Genomic DNA, 19,020 nt, shown 5'->3' on the forward strand with positions numbered 1-19,020 from the left:
TGCCTCAGCGCCCGTCTTGTCGACCTGCTTCGACCGCATAGTCGCTGACGGGAGCCGCCTTTTCGATCAGCCCCTGCGCCGCCAGAAATGCCGCGAAACGGGCATAGCGCCCGTGATCAAGCGCGGCGGGACGCAATGCGAAGCGAGGCAGCGTGTCGCGCCAGGCGCGGCGGTTCAGCTCATCGTCCAGGTCCGGGTTGGCGACAAGGAACAGTTCCCATGCACCTTTCGGGTCGTTGACCATGTACTGCACCGCTTCCTCGATCGCGGCGAGGAAGCGCACATGACGGGGGTCATCCACCGTATCCCGGTGCGAGACGACGATGAGTTCGTCATAGGCGGGCACACCCTCTGCCTCCACAAAGAAGGCACGGCCCGGCTTGCCGACAATGTCCATCTGGTTCAGCTCGAAATTGCGAAACGCACCGATCACCGCATCGACCTGACCAGAGTAGAGCGCAGGCGAGAGGGAGAAATTGACATTGATCAATTCGACGTCCGAAAGCGAAAGCCCGTGCGGAGCCAGCATCGCGGCCAGGATCGCATCCTCGAAGCCACCGACGGAGAAGCCGATCCGCTTGCCCTTCAGGTCGGCCAGCGATCGGATCGGCCCGTCGGCCAGAACGACGAGGCTGTTCAGCGGCGTCGCGACCAGCGTACCGATGCGCTTGAGCGGCAGCCCCTGCGCCACCTGGATATGCAGTTGCGGCTGGTAGGAGATGGCCAGCTCCGCCTGCCTGGCCGCAACCAGTTTCGGCGGATCGTTCGGATCAGCCGGGGCGATGAAGGTCACCTCCAGGTCGCGCCGTTCGAACGCGCCGATCTGTTGGGCGACATACAGGGGGCCATGGTCCGGGTTGACGAACCAGTCCAGCAGGACGGTCAGCTTGTCCGCCGCCCTGACAGGCAGGGCGGTTGCCGTCAGCAGCAGGGCTGACAGCATCAGGGGCAGAATTCTTTTCATGAGATATTCACTCCAGCGTTCTGAAAGGAAAGGGAATTCACTCATCTGGCAAAGCTGTCCGGCTGCCATGGCAGCGCCCTGCGCAACAGCGCATCGACGCTGAGCCAGAGCAGGACGGAAAACAGCGCCAGGACAAAGAGCGCGGCGAACAGCAGGTCGATCTGCATCCGTCCGTTGGCGTGCAGCATCAGGTAGCCGAGCCCGGCACTGGAGCCGACCCACTCCCCCACGACGGCCCCGATAGGCGCGACACCGGTCGCAACGCGCAGCCCGGATGCCAGCGCAGGCAGGGCGGCAGGAATGCGGACATGCAGCATCAGCGCGACCGTGCGCCGGAAAGGAGGCAGGGTGGCCGACATGATGCTGGCCAGATCGAGCATCCCCGGCTCCGTCCGCCGCAGGCCGTCGAGGAAGGCCGTTGTTACGGGGAAGAAGATGATCAGCACCGCCATGGCGACCTTCGACCAGAGACCGTAACCGAGCCAGAGCACCAGCAGCGGTGCCAGAGCGAAGACCGGCACGGCCTGACTGATGACCAGCAACGGCAGGCCAATGCGCCGCGCTGCCGGAATGGCGTGTATCAGGATCGCGGCGGCGACACCCAGCGTCGTGCCGATCAGCAGCCCCAGGACGATCTCCTGCGCGGTGGTGCCCAGATGGCGCAGGATCAGTTCATGCCGTGCGATCAGTGTCTCGATGACCGCAATCGGGCCGGGCAGCAGGAATGGCTCGATCCCGCTGACCTGGACGTAGCCCTGCCAGAGCCCCAGCAACACGAAGGTGGTGGCGACAGCGGTCAGCAGGCGGCTCATGCCATCTCCCCCAGCGCTTCCATCAACTGGCGCCAGTGATCCCGGGCGCTGTCGGTGTCGATGGCGCGTGGCGTCTGTCCGCCCGGTTCCAGGGTTCGGCTGATGGTCGCCGGATCACCGGTCATGACCGTGATCGCATGACTGATGCGGATCGCTTCCCACGGATCATGGGTCACCATCAGCACCGTGCGCCCGGCCAGCATTTCCGCGGCCAGATCCTGCAGGCGAAGCCGGGTGAGCGCATCCACGGCGGAGAAGGGTTCGTCCATCAGGACCAGCGGGCAGTCCTCCATCAGGGTCCGGGCAAGCGCCACCCGCTGCCGCATGCCGCCCGAGAGAGTTGCCGGTCGGGATTCAGCCGCCTCCGCCAGGCCGACCCGCGCCAGCATGGCAAGTCCCCTGTCCCGATCCGCGCGCTCTCCGCGCAGCCGCGACCCCAGCAGGACATTGTCCAGTGCGTTGAGCCAGGGCAGCAGCCCGTCCCCCTGCCCCATCAGTGCCACACGGCCCGCCAGCGGCTGGCCATCCGTCGCCTGCACCGTGCCCGGCCCGTCAATCAATCCGGCCACCCGTCGCAGCAGGGTCGACTTGCCGATCCCGCTCGGCCCCAGCAGACAGGTCGTGCTGCCCGCAGGCACATCCAGTGACAGGTCGCGCAGGATCGTACGCGCGCCATAGGCGACGGAAAGGTCGCGCAGCGCGAGGCCAAAGCCTTCGTCGGCAGATGCTTCTGGTGATGTGCCCGGCGGAACGCCCATGGGCCACGATCCCTCCCTACGCCGGTACCAACCGGATCAGGTTCAAGGGGTCGTGCGTCATGCACCTCTCAGCCACACTTGCGGCTCCCCCGGTTCGACGCACTATATAGGCAGAAGTCATCCTGTCGAGGGGAGCGGTTCGACGTGCGGGCAGACACGGTCTTCATCGGCAGCGAGATCTACCGGACCTCGCGCTACGGGCGGCGGCATCCACTGGCCATCCCCCGTGTCTCCACGGTGATGGACCTTTGCCGGGCGCTCGGCTGGCTGGATGACGACTGCTACATCGAAAGCCCGCTGGCGACCGTGGACCAGCTCTGCCGGTTCCACGATCCGGCCTATGTCACGGCGGTGATGCAGGCCGAGCGGACGCAGAAGGCAACACCGGAGCTGATCGCCAGGCACAACATCGGCAAGCTGGAGAACCCGGTCTATGGCGAGATCTTCCGCCGACCGGCCACCGCTGTCGGGGCCAGCCTGCTCGCCGCCGACCTGATTGCCGGCGACAGGGCACGGCGGGTTCACACGCCTGCGGGCGGCACCCATCACGGGCGTCCCGACCGCGCCTCCGGCTTCTGTTACTTCAACGATCCCGTGCTGGCGATCCTGCGACTGCAAGACCACGGCGTCGGACGTATCGCCTATGTGGACGTGGACGCGCACCATTGCGACGGGGTGGAGGATGCGACCCACGATGATCCCACCGTCCTGACGCTCTCCATCCACGAACATGGCCGCTGGCCGCATCGGGTGGAAACCCCGCACCGCCAGACGCCGACGGTGGGCAACTGGCCGCTGCCAAGGGGGTCCGGTGACAGCCTGTTCCGCAGCGTGTTCGAACAGGAACTGCTGCCCCGCGTCACGGCCTTCGCGCCGGATGTGGTGATCATGCAGTGCGGTGCCGACGCACTGGCCGATGATCCGCTGAGCCGCCTGGAGCTCTCCAACCGTGCCATCTGGCGGGCCGTGCGCTCCGTTGACCGGATTGCGCCAAGACTGATCGTGCTGGGCGGCGGCGGCTACAATCCCTGGTCGGTCGCGCGCTGCTGGACCGGTATCTGGGGTGCCCTGGCCGGGTTTGCGCGGCCATCGCGCCTGCCTGCCGGGGCGGAACGGATCCTGCGGGACCTCACATGGCATCGCCAGGCGGGCCGCAATCCGCCGGAGCACTGGTTCACGACCCTGGCCGACCAGCCGAACGACGGCCCTGACGGTCTGGCGGCACTTGCCACGGCCCTGCCGGGAATGGAAACCTCCTGACCATGCGAATCCTTCTCCGCCCCATCCTCCTGCTGCTGCTCCTGACCGTGGCGACCGTTGCCCCCGCTGCGGCACAGGATCTGAGCAGCCTGACTGTCGAGACCGCCGGCGGCGAACGGCGCTTCGCCGTGGAGCTTGCCGATGATGCGGCCAGCCGCCGTCGCGGCCTGATGTTCCGGCAGTCCATGCCACTCGACCACGGCATGTTGTTCGATTTCGAACGGGAACAGCCTCTCAGCTTCTGGATGAAGAACACCCCGCTGCCGCTCGACATCATCTTCATCGACCGGCGGGGCATCATCGTCCACATCCATCATCGCGCCGTCCCCTACGACGAGACCCCGATCCCCTCCATGAAACCCGCTTCAGCGGTGCTGGAGATCAACGGCGGCGTGGCCCGTGTGATCGGCATTGCCGAAGGCGACCAGGTCAGACACCGGATCTTTGGCAATCAGCCCGGCTGACCCCAGCCGAGTGCCTGGTCCAGCCGGTCCTGACCGAAGAACAGTTCCTCACCGACCAGGAAGCTCGGGGCGCCGAAGATGCCTGCGGCAATGGCTGTTTCGCCGTTCCGGCGCAATTGGCGCTTGATCTCCGCGGATTCGGCGGCCTGCTGCTGCACTTGGCCCGATGCGCCCGCGAGGGACGCGAGCACCACCGGGTCGGCGATATCCCGATCCTCCGCGAATGCGGCGCGAAAGACCTTTAGGGCAAATCCAGGATCATCGATCACGAGGGCGAGGCGCAGCGCCCGCAGGCTGTCGGGCGGGTATCTGCGCAGCCCCTCCCCGTACCAGCCGATCCCGAACCATGCACAGAGGCGCGCGAGATCACGCCACTTGTTGGCGCGTGCGGCGGCATTCATCGGCTGACGGTTGCCCGCGTCCGGGTCGTGGTGTGCGAAGACGGCGCCAAGCAGAAACGGGCGCCAGATGAACCGCGCCCTGTCCGCTTCCGGCAATCGGGCGATTCTCTCTGCCGCGACATAGGCATAGGGGCTGGCGAAGTCGTACCAGAATTCGATCCGGGATCGCCCGGCCCCCTGCCCCGCCGTCACCGCCGGTCAGCTGCCAGCGACGCGGCGGTCGATGCCTTTCCAATAGGGTTCGCGCAGATCCTTGCGGCGGATCTTGCCGACCGGTGACTTGGGCAGCGGATCCTTCTGGAACACGGCCTTCGAAGGCTTCTTGTAGGACCCCAGCCGCTCGACGCAGGTGCGGATCACGTCTTCCTCCGTCACCTCTGCCGTGCCGTCCAGCACGCAGATCGCCAGCGGGGTCTCGCCCCAGCGTTCGTGCGGCACGCCGAACACGGCAACCTCCACCACGCCCGGCAGGTCGGCGATGACGTTCTCCAGTTCCAGCGGCCAGATATTGAAGCCACCGGAGATGATCATGTCGTCGGAGCGGTCGAGGATGTAGAGGTAGCCGTTCCGGTCCAGCCGGCCGACATCGCCGGTCTTCACCCAGCCCCGCACGATGCGTTCCGCCGTCGCCTCCGGGTTGTTCCAGAAGCCGACCATCTGGCCGTCCGTCCGGGCCACGATCTCGCCCGGATCACCCAGCGGGACCGGATTGTTCTCCTCGTCCCAGATCTCGATCTCGGCAAAGGGCAGCGGCATGCCACAGGACCGGATGGGATTCGAGCCCTCCATCTCCGCAAACCACTGCCTTGGCCCCATCATGGACACCGGCAGCACCTCCGTCTGGCCATAGCCCTGATACAGCGCATCCTGGCCAAAGACATCGCGCGCCAGATAGGCGGTGGCATCCGAAATCGGCGCGGCAGCAACCAGAATGCACTTCAGGCTGGAATAGTCACGGTCCCGAGCCGTCGGGTCCTGCAGCATGGTGTTGAGCATGGTCGGCACGAAGAAGGCATAGGCGATGCCCTCCTCCGCGATCAGGTCCAACGTCTCGCCGGGGTGGAAGTGGTCCAGCAGCACGTTGCAGCCACCCGAGAGATAGACCGGCAGGTACTGGTAACCGGAACCATGGCTGATCGGGCCGACATGCAGGCACTTGTCCCCCGGCTCAACCGGCGGAAACAGGTAGAACCAGTCACGCCCCGCCGCAAGCCAGGCCTTGTGCGTATAGGCGACGCCCTTCGGCTTGCCGGTCGTGCCGCCGGTGTGGCGGATGATGAAATTGTCGTCGGGGTCGATCTCCACCTCCGGCATCACGTCCGACTGCGCCGCCAGCCAGTCCTCGTAGCCATCATCACGCACGATCACATGCTCAAGATCCGGCAGTTCATCGACGAAGCCGTCCATGTCGCTGGCATAGTGCGCAGCCACCAGCACGGCCTTGCAGTTGGTATGCCCAAGCATGTGCAGGTGCATCTCCCGCTTGTCACGGGCGTAGAGCGGCACGCGCACGACGCCCGCGATGGCGGCCCCGGCGAAGAAGTCCGCCGCCTCGATGGAATTGTCCTCCAGCACCCCGACCCGGTCGCCGGGCTTGACCCCCAGCGCGATCAGACCATTGGCCAGGCGGACCGCACGGTCCCAGGCCTCGGCAAAGGTCAGCCTGCGGTCACGCCAGACCACCGCTTCGCGATCCGCATAGAAGGTTGCCGCGCGGGCCATCAGCGTCCGGACATCCATCGTGTAACTCCTCCCCGGGTCATGTCGAATTCGGCCCGCAGTAAAGGCGGGTTTGGCTGTCGGTTGCAATAGGTTGCCTGGGTTACGGTCAACGTTTCATCGGCCCCGCAATTGCTATAACGTGCAAGCAACAAGAGGTGCGCATCTGCGCCCGGACGGAGGATTGTGAACATGGCCGATACCGCCCTGAGACCCGACAGCGAGACGCTCGACACCACGCTGGCGGCATTGAAGGACCTGCTTGGCGACCGCGTGACCACGGCCACGGCGGTGCGTGAACACCACGGCCATGACGAGAGCTATCATCATGGTTCCATGCCCGACGCGGTCTGTTTCGCCCACTCGACGGAGGAAGTGTCGGCCATCGTGAAGATCTGCGCCGCCAACGACGTGCCGATCATCGCCTATGGCACAGGCACTTCGCTGGAAGGCCACGTCATCCCGACCCGCGGCGGCGTGACGGTTGATCTGAGCCAGATGGATGCTGTCGTTGAGGTCAATCCCGAGGATCTGGACTGCACCGTGCAGGCCGGTGTCCGCCGCAAGCAGTTGAACGAGTACCTGCGCGACACCGGGCTGTTCTTCCCCATCGATCCGGGCGCGGACGCCTCCCTCGGCGGCATGGCGGCAACCCGGGCCTCCGGCACCAATGCCGTCCGGTACGGAACGATGCGGGAAAACGTGCTCGCCCTGACCTGCGTCATGGCCGACGGGCGCATCATCCGCACCAACCGCCGCGCCCGGAAATCCTCCGCCGGGTATGACCTGACCCGGCTGATGGTCGGGTCGGAGGGAACGCTCGGCATCATCACCGAGGTGACGCTGAGGCTCTATGGCATTCCGGAGGCCATTACCTCCGCCGTTGTGTCCTTCCCCGATCTGGAGGGCGCGGTGAACGCGGTCATCACCACGATCCAGTGCGGCATTCCGATTGCGCGCATCGAACTGCTGGATGACGTGCAGATGGACGCGATCAACCGTCATTCCGGTCTCGACTATCCCGTCATGTCGACCCTGTTCCTGGAGTTCCATGGCTCGGAAGCCAGCGTGGCCGAACAGGCCAGCAGCATGGGCGATATCTGCGGCGAGTTCGGCGGTGCCAACTTCCAGTGGACGTCCCAGGCGGAGGAGCGGACCAAGCTCTGGCAGGCCCGCCATGACGCGGCCTATTCGGCCAAGGCGCTGCGCAACAATTCCGTGCTGTGGGCGACGGACGTCTGCGTACCGATCTCCCGGCTGGCGGAATGCATCCTGGAGACCAAGAAGGACATCGTGGAATCGAAGCTGATCGCCCCGATTGTCGGCCATGTCGGCGACGGCAACTTCCACCTCGCCTTTGTCCTGGGTGAGGGTGACGAGGAGGAGTTCAAGCGCGCCGATGCCCTGAACGACCGCATGGTGGAGCGCGCCCTGTCCATGGGCGGCACCTGCACCGGCGAACATGGGGTCGGTACCGGCAAGATGAAGTTCCTGCAGGCGGAGCACGGCGATGCCATCAGCTTCATGCGCATGATCAAGAATGCGCTGGACCCGCAGAACATCATGAATCCGGGCAAGATCTTCACCGTCTGAGGAAACCGCGCACCCCATGACCGAACGCCTGATCATCGGCATGTCAGGGGCCAGCGGCGCGGCCTATGGCATCCGCCTGCTGGAGGTCCTGCGCGACCAGTCGGTGGAAACCCACCTGGTGATGAGCAAGGCCGCGGCCCTGACCATCAACGCGGAGACTGACCGGAGCGTCGATGCGGTGCGTGCGCTGGCCGACGTCAGCTATCCCGTGGGCGATGTCGGTGCCGGGATCGCCAGCGGGTCCTTCCGCACCAGGGGCATGGTCATCGCCCCCTGCTCCATCAAGACATTGTCGGAGGTGGCGAACTGTGCCGCCGGAAACCTGCTGGCGCGGGCCGCCGACGTGACGCTGAAGGAACGGCGGCGACTGGTGCTGATGGTGCGGGAAACCCCGCTGCATGCCGGTCACCTGCGGCTGATGAGCCAGGCGACCGAAGCCGGCGCGATCATCATGCCGCCGGTCCCGGCCTTCTATGCCCGGCCGTCGAGCCTGGATGAAATGGTGGATCACACCGTCGGGCGGGTACTGGACCTGTTCGACATCGACAGCGGCCTCGCCCACCGCTGGAAGGAGACGCCGGAAGGCTGATCAGATCCGCTCCAGGATCCGCCGGATCCGTGTCACCTTCTCACCCTTGCCGTGCAATGCTGGATACTCCGCCTCGATGGTCGCGTAATAGGCCTCCAGCGGCACCGAAACCGTCCGCATCAGGTCCCGTCGGCCCTCCCGCTCGAACAGCAACCCGCAGGCGCTGACAACAGCGTCATGACCATCGACCGGGGTCGTGGCGAGAATGTTGATCTGGTCCGCCATCATGCCGGGCACATCCATCTTCGCACGGCGCATCGCCAGCAGTGCGATCACCGCCCGTTCCCGGCCATCACCGGCCAGACGCAGCCGCTCCGTTTCCATGGCAATGGCGCGCTGCACCCCGTTCGTCAGTCCGCGCTGCACCAGCAGCGCGAACTCGCCCAGGAAATCCGTGTGCTCCGGGAACAGGTTCGTGCATTCGGTGCCGAGACGTTCGAGAAAGCCCAGCCTGAAGACCGCGCGTTTCAGGTCCCGGTCCAGCGCGTTCCAGTCGTCCTGGGTCAGCCCCGCGACCCCTGACAGCTCACCATTGCGCGACAGGCGCGGATCCTCGATCACCGGCGGGGGCAGATCACCACGCCCGCCGCAGGCCGCCAGCAGCAACAGCAGCCCGCCAAGTGTCAGCCCGCGCAAGCTCATGCCGCTTCCCGCCGCCGCAGCAGATGCATGCAGTCGAAGGTCAGGATCAGTTCATCATGCTGATTGAAGGTGTCGTGGCGCATGGTCAGCATGCCCCTGTCGGGCTTGCTGCGGGATGGCACGATCTTCGTGACCTCGCAGATCACATGGATTGTGTCACCGGGGCGCAGCGGCCGCGTCCAGCGCAGGTTGTCCAGGCCAGGTCCCCCCAGGGCCACGGGCTGCACCAGCTCCAGCCTGAAGAACAGGGCGAAGCTGAAGTTGAGGGTCTGCAATCCGCTGCCGATCAGACCGCCGAAATTGCTCTCCGCCGTCTTGTCGAGATTGATGTGAAACAGTTGCGTGTCGTACATCCGCGCGAACTGCAGGATCATCCCCTCCGTGATCGTCACGCGATCCGTGACGAACCTGTCCCCCAAAACGTAATCATCGAAATATCTGACCGGGCGCATGGGGCGAGCGTAACTGATGCCATGCACAATGGAAACGCGTTGCGGTCTTTCGGAACCGGCCAGATGCTCTACCTTGGGTGCTGCAACACTGCTGGGGAGCAAGACCATGATCGACGCCTACTACTGGCCGACACCGAACGGCTGGAAGATCTCCATCGCGCTGGAGGAAATGGAACTGGACTACAACGTCATTCCGATCAACATCGGTCGCGGTGCCCAGTTCGAACCGAAATTCCTGAAGATCAGCCCGAACAACAGGATGCCGGCAATTGTTGACAATGATCCTGAAGACGGCGGGGAACCTGTCTCCGTCTTCGAGACCGGGGCCATACTGGTGTATCTGGCAGAGAAGTCCGGCAGGTTCCTGCCCACCGACCTGCGCGGGCGCAAGACGGTCATGGAATGGCTGATGTGGCAGATGGGCGGCATGGGACCGATGTTCGGCCAGGCCGGGCACTTCCGCTTCTACGCGCCGGAACCCATTCCCTACGCGCGGGAGCGCTATGACAACGAGATGCATCGCCTCTACGGCGTCCTCGACCGTCGGCTGGAAGGGCGGGAATTCATCTGCGACGACTATTCTATCGCGGACATGGCCTGCTGGCCCTGGGTCATCACCTACAAGCGCCAGGAAGTGGACCTGGACCAGTTCCCCAACGTGAAGCGCTGGTACAAGGCACTGCAGCAGCGCCCGGCGCTGCGGCGCGGCTATGCTGTGGGGCAGGAGTTCGGCAAGCCCACCGGCAACTGGGACGAGGAAGCGCGCAGGAACCTCATCGCCCACCGCAACCCCGGCAAACCGGACTGAGCAGGGTCAGCCTTTCGACATTGGACCCCTGCAGGCGACGCAACTAAGGTCCGTCCGGTCGCACGTTGCACGGCTGGACGAGAACGGGAGAATGAAGATGACGGACAACATTCTGCGCACCGAGGATGCCTTGCGCGAAGTCTATGGCCATGCCTCCGGCCGGGCCGCGACGAAGGCGATCCCGTCACTGGACCCGCATTGCCGCCGTTTCATCGAGCTCTCGCCATTTCTCGTGATGGGCAGCGCGGCGAAGGATGGTCCGGCGGATGTCTCGCCGAAGGGCGACCTGCCGGGCTTCGTGCAGGTACTGGATGACCACACGCTGGTCATCCCGGATCGCCCCGGTAACCGGCGGATCGATTCGATGACCAACATTGTCGAGAACCCGCACGTGGCGCTGATCTTCATGATTCCGGGGATCAGCGAGACCCTGCGCGTCAACGGGCGTGCCCATGTCTCGGTGGATCCGGACCTGCTGCAGTCCATGGCGGTCAACGGCAAACCGGCGGTTTCGGCCATCGTGGTGCAGGTCGATGAGGCCTATCTGCACTGCGCCAAGGCCTTCATCCGCTCGAAGCTCTGGGATCCGTCGGTGCAGCAGGACCGCAAGGTGCTGCCACCACTGTCGAAGATGATCGCGGATCAGACCAACACGGTGATCGATGTGGAAGCATCCGAGAAACAGCTTGAGCAGGCCTATCGCGAAACGCTTTATTGAGCACACGACAACAGCATTCCGGGGAGGAAGAGCAAATGGCGGAAATCGGTTTCATCGGTGTCGGCAACATGGGGGGGCCGATGGCCCGCAACCTTCTGAAGGCCGGTCACGCGGTTACCTGCTTTGACCTGTCGGCAGACGCCGTGCAGGGCGTGGTGGCAGCGGGCGGCAAGGCCGCAGCCAGCGCACAGGAGGCCGCAACGGGCCGCGATGTCGTGGTCTCCATGCTGCCGAAGGGGGACCATGTCCGCGCCGCCTACCTGGGCGACAGCGGTGTCATTGCCGCGGCGAAGGCATCCGGATCGCTGCTGATCGACTGCTCCACGATCGACGTCTCGACCGCGCGCGAAGTCGCCGCGACAGCCGCTGCGTCGGGACTGGAGATGGTGGATGCGCCGGTTTCCGGCGGCGTCGGCGGCGCCGAGGGTGGCACGCTGACCTTCATGTGCGGCGCGACGGACGACGGCTTCGCGCGGGCGGAGCCGATCCTGTCGAAGATGGGGGCGAAGATCGTCCATGCCGGCGGGTCGGGCAATGGCCAGGCCGCGAAGATCTGCAACAACATGGTGCTCGGCATTTCCATGGCCGCAGCTAGCGAGGCCTTCGTGCTGGCGGAGAAGCTGGGGCTGGATCACCAGACCTTCTTCGACATCGTCTCCACCTCCTCCGGTTACTGCTGGTCGATCAATGTCTACTGCCCGGTTCCGGGTCCTGTGGAGACCAGCCCGGCCAACCGCGACTATCAGGCGGGCTTCACGGCGGAGAACATGCTGAAGGATCTGCGCCTGGCGGCGGCTGCGGCGGCCGACACCGGCACCGACACCCACATGGGTGCGGAGGCGGAGAAGCTCTATACCGCCTATGCCGAGCAGATGGCACAGGGGCCGAAGGACTTCTCCGGCATCATCAACATGGTGCGGCAGAACAGCAGCAAGTGAAGCCGGGCAGGCAGGGGGACCGTTCACCATGAACTACTGGCTGTTCAAGTCGGAGCCGAACACCTGGGGCTGGGATGATCAGGTCGCCCGTGGTGACAAGGGCGAACACTGGGACGGTGTCCGCAACTACCAGGCCTCCAACAACATGAAGGCCATGAAGGTCGGTGATCGCGGCTTCTTCTACCACTCGGTGAACGAGAAGCGGATCGTCGGCATCGTCGAGGTGATCCGGGAATACTACCCCGATCACACCGACCCGAAGGAACGCTTCGGCATGGTGGACGTGAAGGCGGTGCGCCCCTTCACGACCCCCGTGACGCTGGAAGATGTGAAGGCGGAGCCACGGCTGGCCGATCTGCCCCTGATCCGCCAGTCGCGCCTGTCGGTCATGCCGATCCCGAAGGAAGCCTGGGATCTGATCTGTCAGATGGGGCAGACCGAGCCCTGAGCACCGGAACCTGATGCCGTGTGTCCTGAACCGGTGAGCGCCCCTGCCCCGTTCCGGTCCGGTGAGTCACCGGAACTCGCGGCGACACTCGAAGTCCTGTTTCAGGCGGACCCGGACCTGCGGCAGGCGCGGGCTGTCGCCGGGGCGCTGCCCGACCGCAGCCGCCCGCCCGGCCTGAAGACCCTGATGAAGCTGATCGTCGACCAGCAGGTCTCGCTTGCCTCTGCCGCCGCCATCTGGGCACGGGTGGAGGCCGCGACGGACCCGTTCACGGCGGAGCGGTTCCTGGACCATGACGGGGATGCACTGAAGGCCATGGGTCTGAGCCGTCCGAAGATGCGCTACATGCGCGCGCTGAGCGCCGACATTGTCTCCGGTGCCCTGCCACTCGACCGGTTGCCCCGGATGAGCGATGAGGATGCCATGGCCGCGCTGACCGCCGTCACCGGGATCGGGCGCTGGACGGCGGAGGTCTATCTGCTGTTTGCCCTGAACCGGCCGGACATCTTCCCCTCCGGCGATCTGGCACTGCAGGTGGCGGTACAGGACCTGAAACGCCTGCCCGAACGCCCCGGTGAGAAGCAGTTGCGGGAGATCGCGCAGGCCTGGCATCCAAACCGGGGCGTCGCCGCGCGGCTGCTTTGGCGCTATTATGGGGTTGTCCGCAAACGCGCCGATCCGGTGAGCGTTGCCTGAGCGGAGCAGACAGCCCCCGGTGGAGCAGCAACGATGGAACTCGGCAACTTCTCTCTCAGCCTCGCGGTGAAGGACATCGAAGCTTCCCGCGCCTTCTACGAGAAACTCGGTTTCACGGCCTTCGGCGGTGGCACCGACCAGGGCTGGCTGATCATGACCAGCCCCACCTGCGTCATCGGCCTGTTCCAGGGCATGCTGGAACGCAACACGCTGACCTTCAATCCTGGCTGGGACTCCCAGGGCCGGACGCTGGAGGACTTCACCGACATCCGCGAGATCCAGCGCCGCCTGAAAGCCGACGGCGTCACCTTCGTCAGCGAGGCCGACGAGGACAGCACCGGCCCCGCCAACTGCATTGTCGTCGACCCCGACGGCAACCCGATCCTGATCGACCAGCACGTGTGAGGCATCCGGCCTGATCCAGCCTGCCAGTCCCGAGACCGGCGTCAGCGGTCCAGCACGGTCTGGATGTGGCGGTCCCAGTAGGGCGGGTCGCCGAAGTGGTTGCCGAGGAAGTCGATGAAGGCCCGCACCTTGGGCGAGAGGTGGCGGCGGTTGGGGTAGACGGCGTGGATGCCGGACCGTGGCAGTTCGTAGTCACAGAGCAGCGGCACGAGCCGTCCGTCGCGGATCGCGCGGTAGGTGATGAAGGTCGGATCGACCAGGATGCCGAGACCGGCAATCGCGGCCTCCCGCAGTACCTCTCCATTGTTGGACCGGATGGAGCCCTGCACCGGAATCGGCATGGCCGATCCATCCGCCTCACGGAACACCCATGTGCCCGGGTTTGGAGCCAGCGAATAGATCATGCAGTTGTGGCGGCTCAGGTCCCGCGGGTGCTGCGGCGTGCCGTGTTCGGCCAGGTAGTCGGGGCTGGCGGCCACCATGCGGCACGCCGGGGCGAGTTGCCGTGCGATCAGGGTGGAGTCCTGCATGGAGGTGATGCGGACGGCCACGTCGATTCCACCGTCCACCAGATCGACGAAGGCGTCCGTCAGCTCGAGATCCACAGTGATCTCGGGATAGGCATTCGCGAAGCCGGTCAGCGCCGCCGCCAGGTGCATGGTGCCGAAGCTCATGGGCGCATTGACCCGCAGGCGGCCACGCGGCGCGTCCTGCAGGTTGGCCACGGCTGCCTCCGCGGCCTCGGCCTCCTCCAGGATGCGGGCGCAGAAGTCGAAATAGACGATGCCGACCTCCGTCAGGCTGACCTGGCGGGTATTGCGGTTGACCAGCCGCGCGCCCAGCCGTTCCTCCAGCCGCGAAAGCTGCTTGGAAACGGCGGACTTGGAGAGCGAGAGCCGTTCGGCGGCCTGCGTCAGGCTTCCCGCCTCCGCGATCGCGGCGAAGACGGCCATGGCAGATAGATCATGCATCCGGGGTTCCTGTTTCCATCTGGAAACCGGATTGTTCCACGTGCGCGGTGGTCTGTCAGCCCGCACCGCGCCATATTTCCCTGACAGCGCAACGGGAGGCGGGAACCATGGGACAACTCGAGGACGGTGTTTGGCGCGCGGTGCCGCGCAAGCCATCGGAAAAGGGCGAGTTCGTCCGCATCGACGCGCAGATGCGCAACTGGATCCGGGCCGATGGCAGCACGGACTTCCCCCCGGAGGCCGGGCGCTACCACCTCTATGTTTCCTACGCCTGCCCCTGGGCGCACCGCACCCTGATCTATCGGGCGATCAAGGGGCTGCAGGATGTCATCGGCTTCTCCGTCGTCAGCCCGCTGATGATGGAGAACGGCTGGGAGTTCACGGCATATCCAGGCGCGACCGGGGACCGGGTGAACGGATTTACCTATTCGCACCAGCTCTATACCACCGCCAACCCGCGCTATTCCGGGCGCAGCAGCGTGCCCGTCTTTTGGGACACCCATGGCCAGACCATCGTTTCCAACGAGTCGTCCGAGATCATCCGGATGCTGAACAGCGAGTTCGATGCCTTCGCGAAGCCCGGCGACTATTACCCGAAAGAACTGCGCGACGAGATCGATGCCGTGAACAAGCGGGTCTACGAGACCGTCAACAATGGTGTCTACCGCAGCGGCTTCGCGGTGAAGCAGGACGCCTACGAGGAGGCTGTCCACGCCCTATTCGATTCACTGGACTGGCTGGAGGAACGGCTGGGCCGGCAACGCTACCTGGTGGGGGATCGCATCACGGAGGCCGACTGGCGCCTGTTCCCGACACTGATCCGCTTCGATCATGTCTACCATGGGCACTTCAAGTGCAATATCCGGCGGCTGGTCGACTATCCGAACCTGTTCGCCTGGACGCGGGAGCTCTACCAGTGGCCCGGCGTGGCGGAGACGGTGAACATGGACCACATCCGCACCCACTATTACGCCAGTCATGAGAACGTGAACCCGACGCGTATCGTCTCCGTCGGACCCGACATCGACTTCAACGCGCCGCACGGACGCGGCGACTGACTGCGGTGTCAGTCGCCGCTGCTGTCCCGGAAGGTGTCGAGTACGGAGATGCCGACATGTTCCCCGGTCACGACGATCTCGCCACGGGCGATGACCTTGTCGTTGGCCAGGATCCAGGCCGGGTCGTCCACGTCGGCATCGAGTTCGATGACCGCCCCACGCCCCATCTTCAGCAACTGGTGAATGGGCATCTGGGCTCGCCCGAGCACGACGGAGATTTCCACCTCCACATCGCTCAGCGCCATTTCGACGGTTGCCGTATCCTGCTTGCTCATGTCCACTCCTGCTGAAACTGGCCTTATGATGAGGCAACGTGGTTAGCAGGCGGTAAACAGAACGCATGAATTCCGAATGGCGGATATCGGGCGATCCGGTCCCCTACACGCAGGCCGTGGACTGGATGGAGCAGCGCGTCGCGGCAATCCGCAACGACGGCGCAGCGGATTGTGTATGGCTGCTGGAGCATCCGCCGCTCTATACCGCCGGCACCTCCGCCAATGCCGCCGATCTGCTGCAGCCGGACCGGTTTCCGGTGTTCCACAGCGGGCGCGGCGGCGAATATACCTATCACGGGCCGGGACAGCGGGTTGGCTATGTCATGCTGGACCTGAAGCCGCGCGGTCAGGACATCCGCCGCTTCGTGCATGATCTGGAGTCATGGGTCATAGCCACCCTCGCCGCCTTCGGCGTGACCGGGGAGCGGCGGGACGGCAGGGTCGGCGTCTGGGTGGTCCGCGATGACGGGCGGGAGGACAAGATCGCCGCCATCGGGGTCCGCGTCCGGCGCTGGGTCAGCTTTCACGGCATCTCCATCAACGTGGCCCCCGACCTGGACCACTTCAGCGGCATCGTGCCTTGCGGTATCCAGGAACATGGGGTCACATCGCTGGCCGATCTGGGCATCGATGCGAGCGTGGCGGAGGTGGATGCAGTGCTGAAGCAGGCGTTCCTGACCATCTTCGAAGCGCGGGAGGGCGTGGCGGCATGAGTGTTTCAGCGGATTCTCCCCTGCCCCTTGCGCCCTATACGGTGCTGGATCTGACACGGGTGCGCGCCGGGCCGACCGCTGTCCGGCAGCTGGCCGACTGGGGCGCGGATGTCATCAAGATCGAGATGCCGGACGCCGCCGGCGGTGACGGCGAGCTGGGTGGGCCACGGGATGGCCCCGACTTCCAGAACCTGCACCGCAACAAGCGCAGCATGACCCTGAACCTGAAACAACCGGAGGGACGGCAGGTCATGGCCGATCTGGTGCGACAGGCCGACGTGGTGGTCGAGAACTACCGCCCCGACGTGAAGGAACGGCTGGGCATCGACTGGCCCGCGCTGGAAGCCATCAACCCGCGCATCATCCTGGCCTCCATCTCCGGGTTCGGTCAGGACGGTCCCTACCGGAAGCGTCCCGGCGTCGACCAGATCGCCCAGGGCATGGGCGGACTGATGTCGATCACCGGCGATCCGGACGGGCCGCCGATGCGGGTGGGTATACCCATCGCCGACCTGACGGCGGGGCTGCTGGCGGCGCAGGCGATCCTGATGGCGCTGATCGGGCGGGGACAGACCGGCAAGGGCCAGTGGGTGCGCACGTCGCTGCTGCAGGCCCAGACCTTCATGCTCGACTTCCAGGCGGCGCGCTGGCTGGTGGAGGACGAAGTGGCAGGCCGCGTCGGCAACGAGCACCCGACCTCGGTTCCCACCAACGCCTATGCAACTGCCGACGGTCACATCAACGTGGCTGCCGTCGGTGACACGATCTATCGCCGGTTCTGCGAATGCATCGGTGCGCCGGAGCTGGCGGATGACCCGGACTATGTCAGCGGCGGCAGGCGCTATCGCAACCGGGCCGCACTGAACGACCGGGTCGCGGCCATCCTGAAGACCCGCAGCAGTGCCGACTGGATCGAGGTGCTGAACGCGGCAGGTGTCCCCTGCGGCCCGATCAACGGCATCGACCAGACCTTCGCCGACCCGCAGGTCCGGCATCTCGGCATGGCACGCCGGGTGGAGGATGACGGGCCGGACCTGACACTGGTGGGACAGCCGATCCAGATGGGTGACCTGGACCCGGCGCTGCGCCACCGCATTGCGCCGAAGGGCGAACACACCAACGACATTCTTGCCGGATTGGGCTACGACGCTGACCGGATCGCGGCGCTGCGCGCCGATGGCATCATCTGACTGGGGAAGACGCGATGAAACTCGAAACGACACGGATGCTGGCGGAAAAGGACGGGGCCATCGGCTGGATCATCTTCAACCAGCCGGAGAAGCGGAACGCCGTCTCCGTCGACATGTGGGCCGCGATTCCGGCGATCGTCGATGCCTATGCCGCGGATCCGGACATCCGGGTGATCATCATGAAGGGCGCGGGCGACAAGGCCTTCATCGCGGGCGCGGACATTTCGGAATTCGGCGAGAAGCGCAACTCGCCCGAAGCCACCAAGGTCTATGACGCCGTGGCGGGCAAGGCCCACGCGGCGCTGGTGAAGGTGAAGAAGCCGGTCATCGCCATGATCAACGGCTTCTGCATCGGTGGCGGTGTCGCCGTGTCGCTGTCCGCCGACATCCGCATCGCCGCCGACAATGCCCGCTTCGCCGTGCCGGCCGCGCGGCTCGGCCTCGGCTATGGCGTCGGTGGCACGAAGCGGCTGCTGGACATCGTCGGTCCGGCCTATGCCAAGGAGATCTTCTTCACCGCCCGCCAGTTCGACGCGCCGGAGGCAGAACGCATGGGCCTGATCAACCGCATGGTCCCGACGGCGGAACTGGAGAGCTATACCCGCGACTATGCCGCCCGCATCGCCGCCAACGCGCCGCTGACCATCCAGGCCGCCAAGATGACCATCGACGAACTCGCCAAGGACCCCGACCATCGCGACATCGCCGCCTGCGACGCTGCCGTCGAAGCCTGCTTCGCCAGCGACGACTTCCGTGAGGGCCGCACCGCCTTCATGGAAAAGCGCCAGCCTGCGTTCAAGGGAAGCTGAAGGGCCTCCGCCTGCACCGCTGCATGGGCTCGTGGATCAAGTCCGCGAGCGTCGGAGCGAGGGTGGAGAGACTGTTTCCATGCCTGGCCACCCCCATGACGCCGTGCCCAGGCTCGACCCGGGTACCCAGCAGTGTCGCACAAGCGTCGGAGACTGGGCTCGCGGATCAAGTCCGCGAGCGTCGTGGCTGGGGTGGATGCAATTTGATCACCAGCTGCCCCACCCCGCATGACGCCGTGCCCGGGCTCGACCCGGGTACCCAGCAGTGCCGCACAGACGTCGGAGACTGGGCTCGCGGACCACCTCCGCGAGCGTCGTGTCTGGGGTGGGCGCGGGG

23 protein-coding genes and 1 riboswitch are annotated in these 19,020 nt (G+C 65.5%); of the genes, 14 read left to right on the forward strand and 9 right to left on the reverse strand.

Annotated elements, in window-relative coordinates:
* Positions 1 to 4 precede the first annotated feature (4 nt).
* The 3 genes from QGV54_RS09195 to QGV54_RS09205 all read right to left on the reverse strand — a co-directional run bounded on the left by QGV54_RS09195 (position 5) and on the right by QGV54_RS09205 (position 2,534).
* Complete coding sequence (locus QGV54_RS09195) at positions 5 to 964, reverse strand: ABC transporter substrate-binding protein (RefSeq protein WP_281017137.1); 960 nt, start codon at positions 962 to 964, stop codon at positions 5 to 7.
* A 41-nt stretch (positions 965 to 1,005) separates the two neighbouring features.
* The gene (locus QGV54_RS09200; RefSeq protein WP_281017136.1) at positions 1,006 to 1,776 is read right to left on the reverse strand and encodes an ABC transporter permease; all 771 of its coding nucleotides are present in this window, start codon (positions 1,774 to 1,776) and stop codon (positions 1,006 to 1,008) included.
* On the reverse strand, positions 1,773 to 2,534 hold the full coding sequence (locus QGV54_RS09205; RefSeq protein WP_281017135.1) for an ABC transporter ATP-binding protein: 762 nt from the start codon (positions 2,532 to 2,534) through the stop codon (positions 1,773 to 1,775). Before QGV54_RS09205 ends, QGV54_RS09200 begins: the two co-directional genes overlap by 4 nt.
* A riboswitch (TPP riboswitch) is annotated at positions 2,530 to 2,635 on the reverse strand. (Overlaps the previous gene by 5 nt.)
* A 43-nt stretch (positions 2,636 to 2,678) precedes the next feature.
* On the opposite strand from QGV54_RS09205, the gene QGV54_RS09210 reads away from it, so the two are divergent.
* The gene (locus QGV54_RS09210; RefSeq protein ID WP_281017134.1) at positions 2,679 to 3,794 is read left to right on the forward strand and encodes an acetoin utilization protein AcuC; all 1,116 of its coding nucleotides are present in this window, start codon (positions 2,679 to 2,681) and stop codon (positions 3,792 to 3,794) included.
* 2 nt (positions 3,795 to 3,796) lie between these two features.
* Positions 3,797 to 4,258 carry a DUF192 domain-containing protein gene (locus QGV54_RS09215; RefSeq protein WP_281017133.1) on the forward strand — a complete coding sequence of 154 codons (462 nt, stop codon included), beginning with the start codon at positions 3,797 to 3,799 and terminating at the stop codon, positions 4,256 to 4,258.
* Here the strand turns inward: QGV54_RS09215 and QGV54_RS09220 are convergent.
* A complete protein-coding gene (locus tag QGV54_RS09220; protein WP_281017132.1) occupies positions 4,246 to 4,851 on the reverse strand; it encodes a DsbA family protein in 606 nt (201 codons plus the stop codon). The genes QGV54_RS09215 and QGV54_RS09220 overlap by 13 nt on opposite strands.
* Positions 4,852 to 4,857: 6 nt before the next feature.
* Complete coding sequence (locus QGV54_RS09225; protein WP_281017131.1) at positions 4,858 to 6,399, reverse strand: AMP-binding protein; 1,542 nt, start codon at positions 6,397 to 6,399, stop codon at positions 4,858 to 4,860.
* Between the two features lie 171 nt (positions 6,400 to 6,570).
* Between QGV54_RS09225 and QGV54_RS09230 the strand changes: the two genes are divergently transcribed.
* Both QGV54_RS09230 and QGV54_RS09235 read left to right on the forward strand, forming a co-directional pair.
* A complete protein-coding gene (locus QGV54_RS09230; protein ID WP_281017130.1) occupies positions 6,571 to 7,971 on the forward strand; it encodes an FAD-linked oxidase C-terminal domain-containing protein in 1,401 nt (466 codons plus the stop codon).
* Positions 7,972 to 7,987: 16 nt separating this feature from the next.
* Positions 7,988 to 8,560 carry a UbiX family flavin prenyltransferase gene (locus QGV54_RS09235; protein WP_281017129.1) on the forward strand — a complete coding sequence of 191 codons (573 nt, stop codon included), beginning with the start codon at positions 7,988 to 7,990 and terminating at the stop codon, positions 8,558 to 8,560.
* On the opposite strand, the gene QGV54_RS09240 is transcribed toward QGV54_RS09235, so the two are convergent.
* Complete coding sequence (locus QGV54_RS09240; RefSeq protein ID WP_281017128.1) at positions 8,561 to 9,202, reverse strand: hypothetical protein; 642 nt, start codon at positions 9,200 to 9,202, stop codon at positions 8,561 to 8,563.
* Positions 9,199 to 9,621 (reverse strand): MaoC/PaaZ C-terminal domain-containing protein, encoded by a 423-nt coding sequence (locus QGV54_RS09245; protein ID WP_281017127.1) that lies wholly within the window; start codon positions 9,619 to 9,621, stop codon positions 9,199 to 9,201. Before QGV54_RS09245 ends, QGV54_RS09240 begins: the two co-directional genes overlap by 4 nt.
* A 139-nt stretch (positions 9,622 to 9,760) precedes the next feature.
* On the opposite strand from QGV54_RS09245, the gene QGV54_RS09250 reads away from it, so the two are divergent.
* The 6 genes from QGV54_RS09250 (at position 9,761) to QGV54_RS09275 (ending at position 13,667) form a co-directional block, all read left to right on the forward strand.
* Positions 9,761 to 10,462 (forward strand): glutathione S-transferase N-terminal domain-containing protein, encoded by a 702-nt coding sequence (locus QGV54_RS09250; RefSeq protein WP_281017126.1) that lies wholly within the window; start codon positions 9,761 to 9,763, stop codon positions 10,460 to 10,462.
* 97 nt (positions 10,463 to 10,559) lie between these two features.
* Entirely contained in the window at positions 10,560 to 11,180 is a 621-nt protein-coding gene (locus QGV54_RS09255) for a pyridoxamine 5'-phosphate oxidase family protein (protein ID WP_281017125.1), read from the forward strand.
* Positions 11,181 to 11,215: 35 nt separating this feature from the next.
* Positions 11,216 to 12,118 carry a 3-hydroxyisobutyrate dehydrogenase gene (mmsB, locus tag QGV54_RS09260; protein WP_281017124.1) on the forward strand — a complete coding sequence of 301 codons (903 nt, stop codon included), beginning with the start codon at positions 11,216 to 11,218 and terminating at the stop codon, positions 12,116 to 12,118.
* Positions 12,119 to 12,146: 28 nt separating this feature from the next.
* Positions 12,147 to 12,566: an EVE domain-containing protein gene (locus QGV54_RS09265; protein WP_281017123.1), complete on the forward strand. Its 420-nt coding sequence runs from the start codon at positions 12,147 to 12,149 to the stop codon at positions 12,564 to 12,566.
* 33 nt (positions 12,567 to 12,599) lie between these two features.
* Entirely contained in the window at positions 12,600 to 13,262 is a 663-nt protein-coding gene (locus QGV54_RS09270; protein WP_281017122.1) for a DNA-3-methyladenine glycosylase 2 family protein, read from the forward strand.
* Between the two features lie 33 nt (positions 13,263 to 13,295).
* A complete protein-coding gene (locus QGV54_RS09275; RefSeq protein WP_281017121.1) occupies positions 13,296 to 13,667 on the forward strand; it encodes a VOC family protein in 372 nt (123 codons plus the stop codon).
* Positions 13,668 to 13,708: 41 nt separating this feature from the next.
* On the opposite strand, the gene QGV54_RS09280 is transcribed toward QGV54_RS09275, so the two are convergent.
* Positions 13,709 to 14,638 (reverse strand): LysR family transcriptional regulator, encoded by a 930-nt coding sequence (locus QGV54_RS09280; protein WP_281017120.1) that lies wholly within the window; start codon positions 14,636 to 14,638, stop codon positions 13,709 to 13,711.
* A gap of 107 nt (positions 14,639 to 14,745) precedes the next feature.
* Here QGV54_RS09280 and QGV54_RS09285 point away from each other — a divergent pair, with 107 nt between their 5' ends.
* On the forward strand, positions 14,746 to 15,696 hold the full coding sequence (locus QGV54_RS09285) for a glutathione S-transferase family protein (protein WP_281017119.1): 951 nt from the start codon (positions 14,746 to 14,748) through the stop codon (positions 15,694 to 15,696).
* An 8-nt stretch (positions 15,697 to 15,704) separates the two neighbouring features.
* Here QGV54_RS09285 and QGV54_RS09290 read toward each other — a convergent pair whose 3' ends face one another.
* On the reverse strand, positions 15,705 to 15,971 hold the full coding sequence (locus tag QGV54_RS09290) for a FliM/FliN family flagellar motor switch protein (protein ID WP_281017118.1): 267 nt from the start codon (positions 15,969 to 15,971) through the stop codon (positions 15,705 to 15,707).
* Between the two features lie 65 nt (positions 15,972 to 16,036).
* On the opposite strand from QGV54_RS09290, the gene lipB reads away from it, so the two are divergent.
* The 3 genes from lipB to QGV54_RS09305 are packed head-to-tail and all read left to right on the forward strand — an operon-like array spanning position 16,037 to position 18,683.
* Complete coding sequence (gene lipB / locus QGV54_RS09295; RefSeq protein WP_281017117.1) at positions 16,037 to 16,684, forward strand: lipoyl(octanoyl) transferase LipB; 648 nt, start codon at positions 16,037 to 16,039, stop codon at positions 16,682 to 16,684.
* Positions 16,681 to 17,874, forward strand: coding sequence for a CoA transferase (locus QGV54_RS09300; protein WP_281020140.1), 1,194 nt, complete (start codon positions 16,681 to 16,683; stop codon positions 17,872 to 17,874). Before lipB ends, QGV54_RS09300 begins: the two co-directional genes overlap by 4 nt.
* A gap of 14 nt (positions 17,875 to 17,888) precedes the next feature.
* The gene (locus tag QGV54_RS09305; protein WP_281017115.1) at positions 17,889 to 18,683 is read left to right on the forward strand and encodes an enoyl-CoA hydratase; all 795 of its coding nucleotides are present in this window, start codon (positions 17,889 to 17,891) and stop codon (positions 18,681 to 18,683) included.
* The last annotated feature ends 337 nt before the right edge of the window (positions 18,684 to 19,020 follow it).

The sequence above is a fragment of the Minwuia sp. IMCC3060 genome, assembly GCF_029909435.1.
Classification (GTDB): domain Bacteria; phylum Pseudomonadota; class Alphaproteobacteria; order Minwuiales; family Minwuiaceae; genus Minwuia.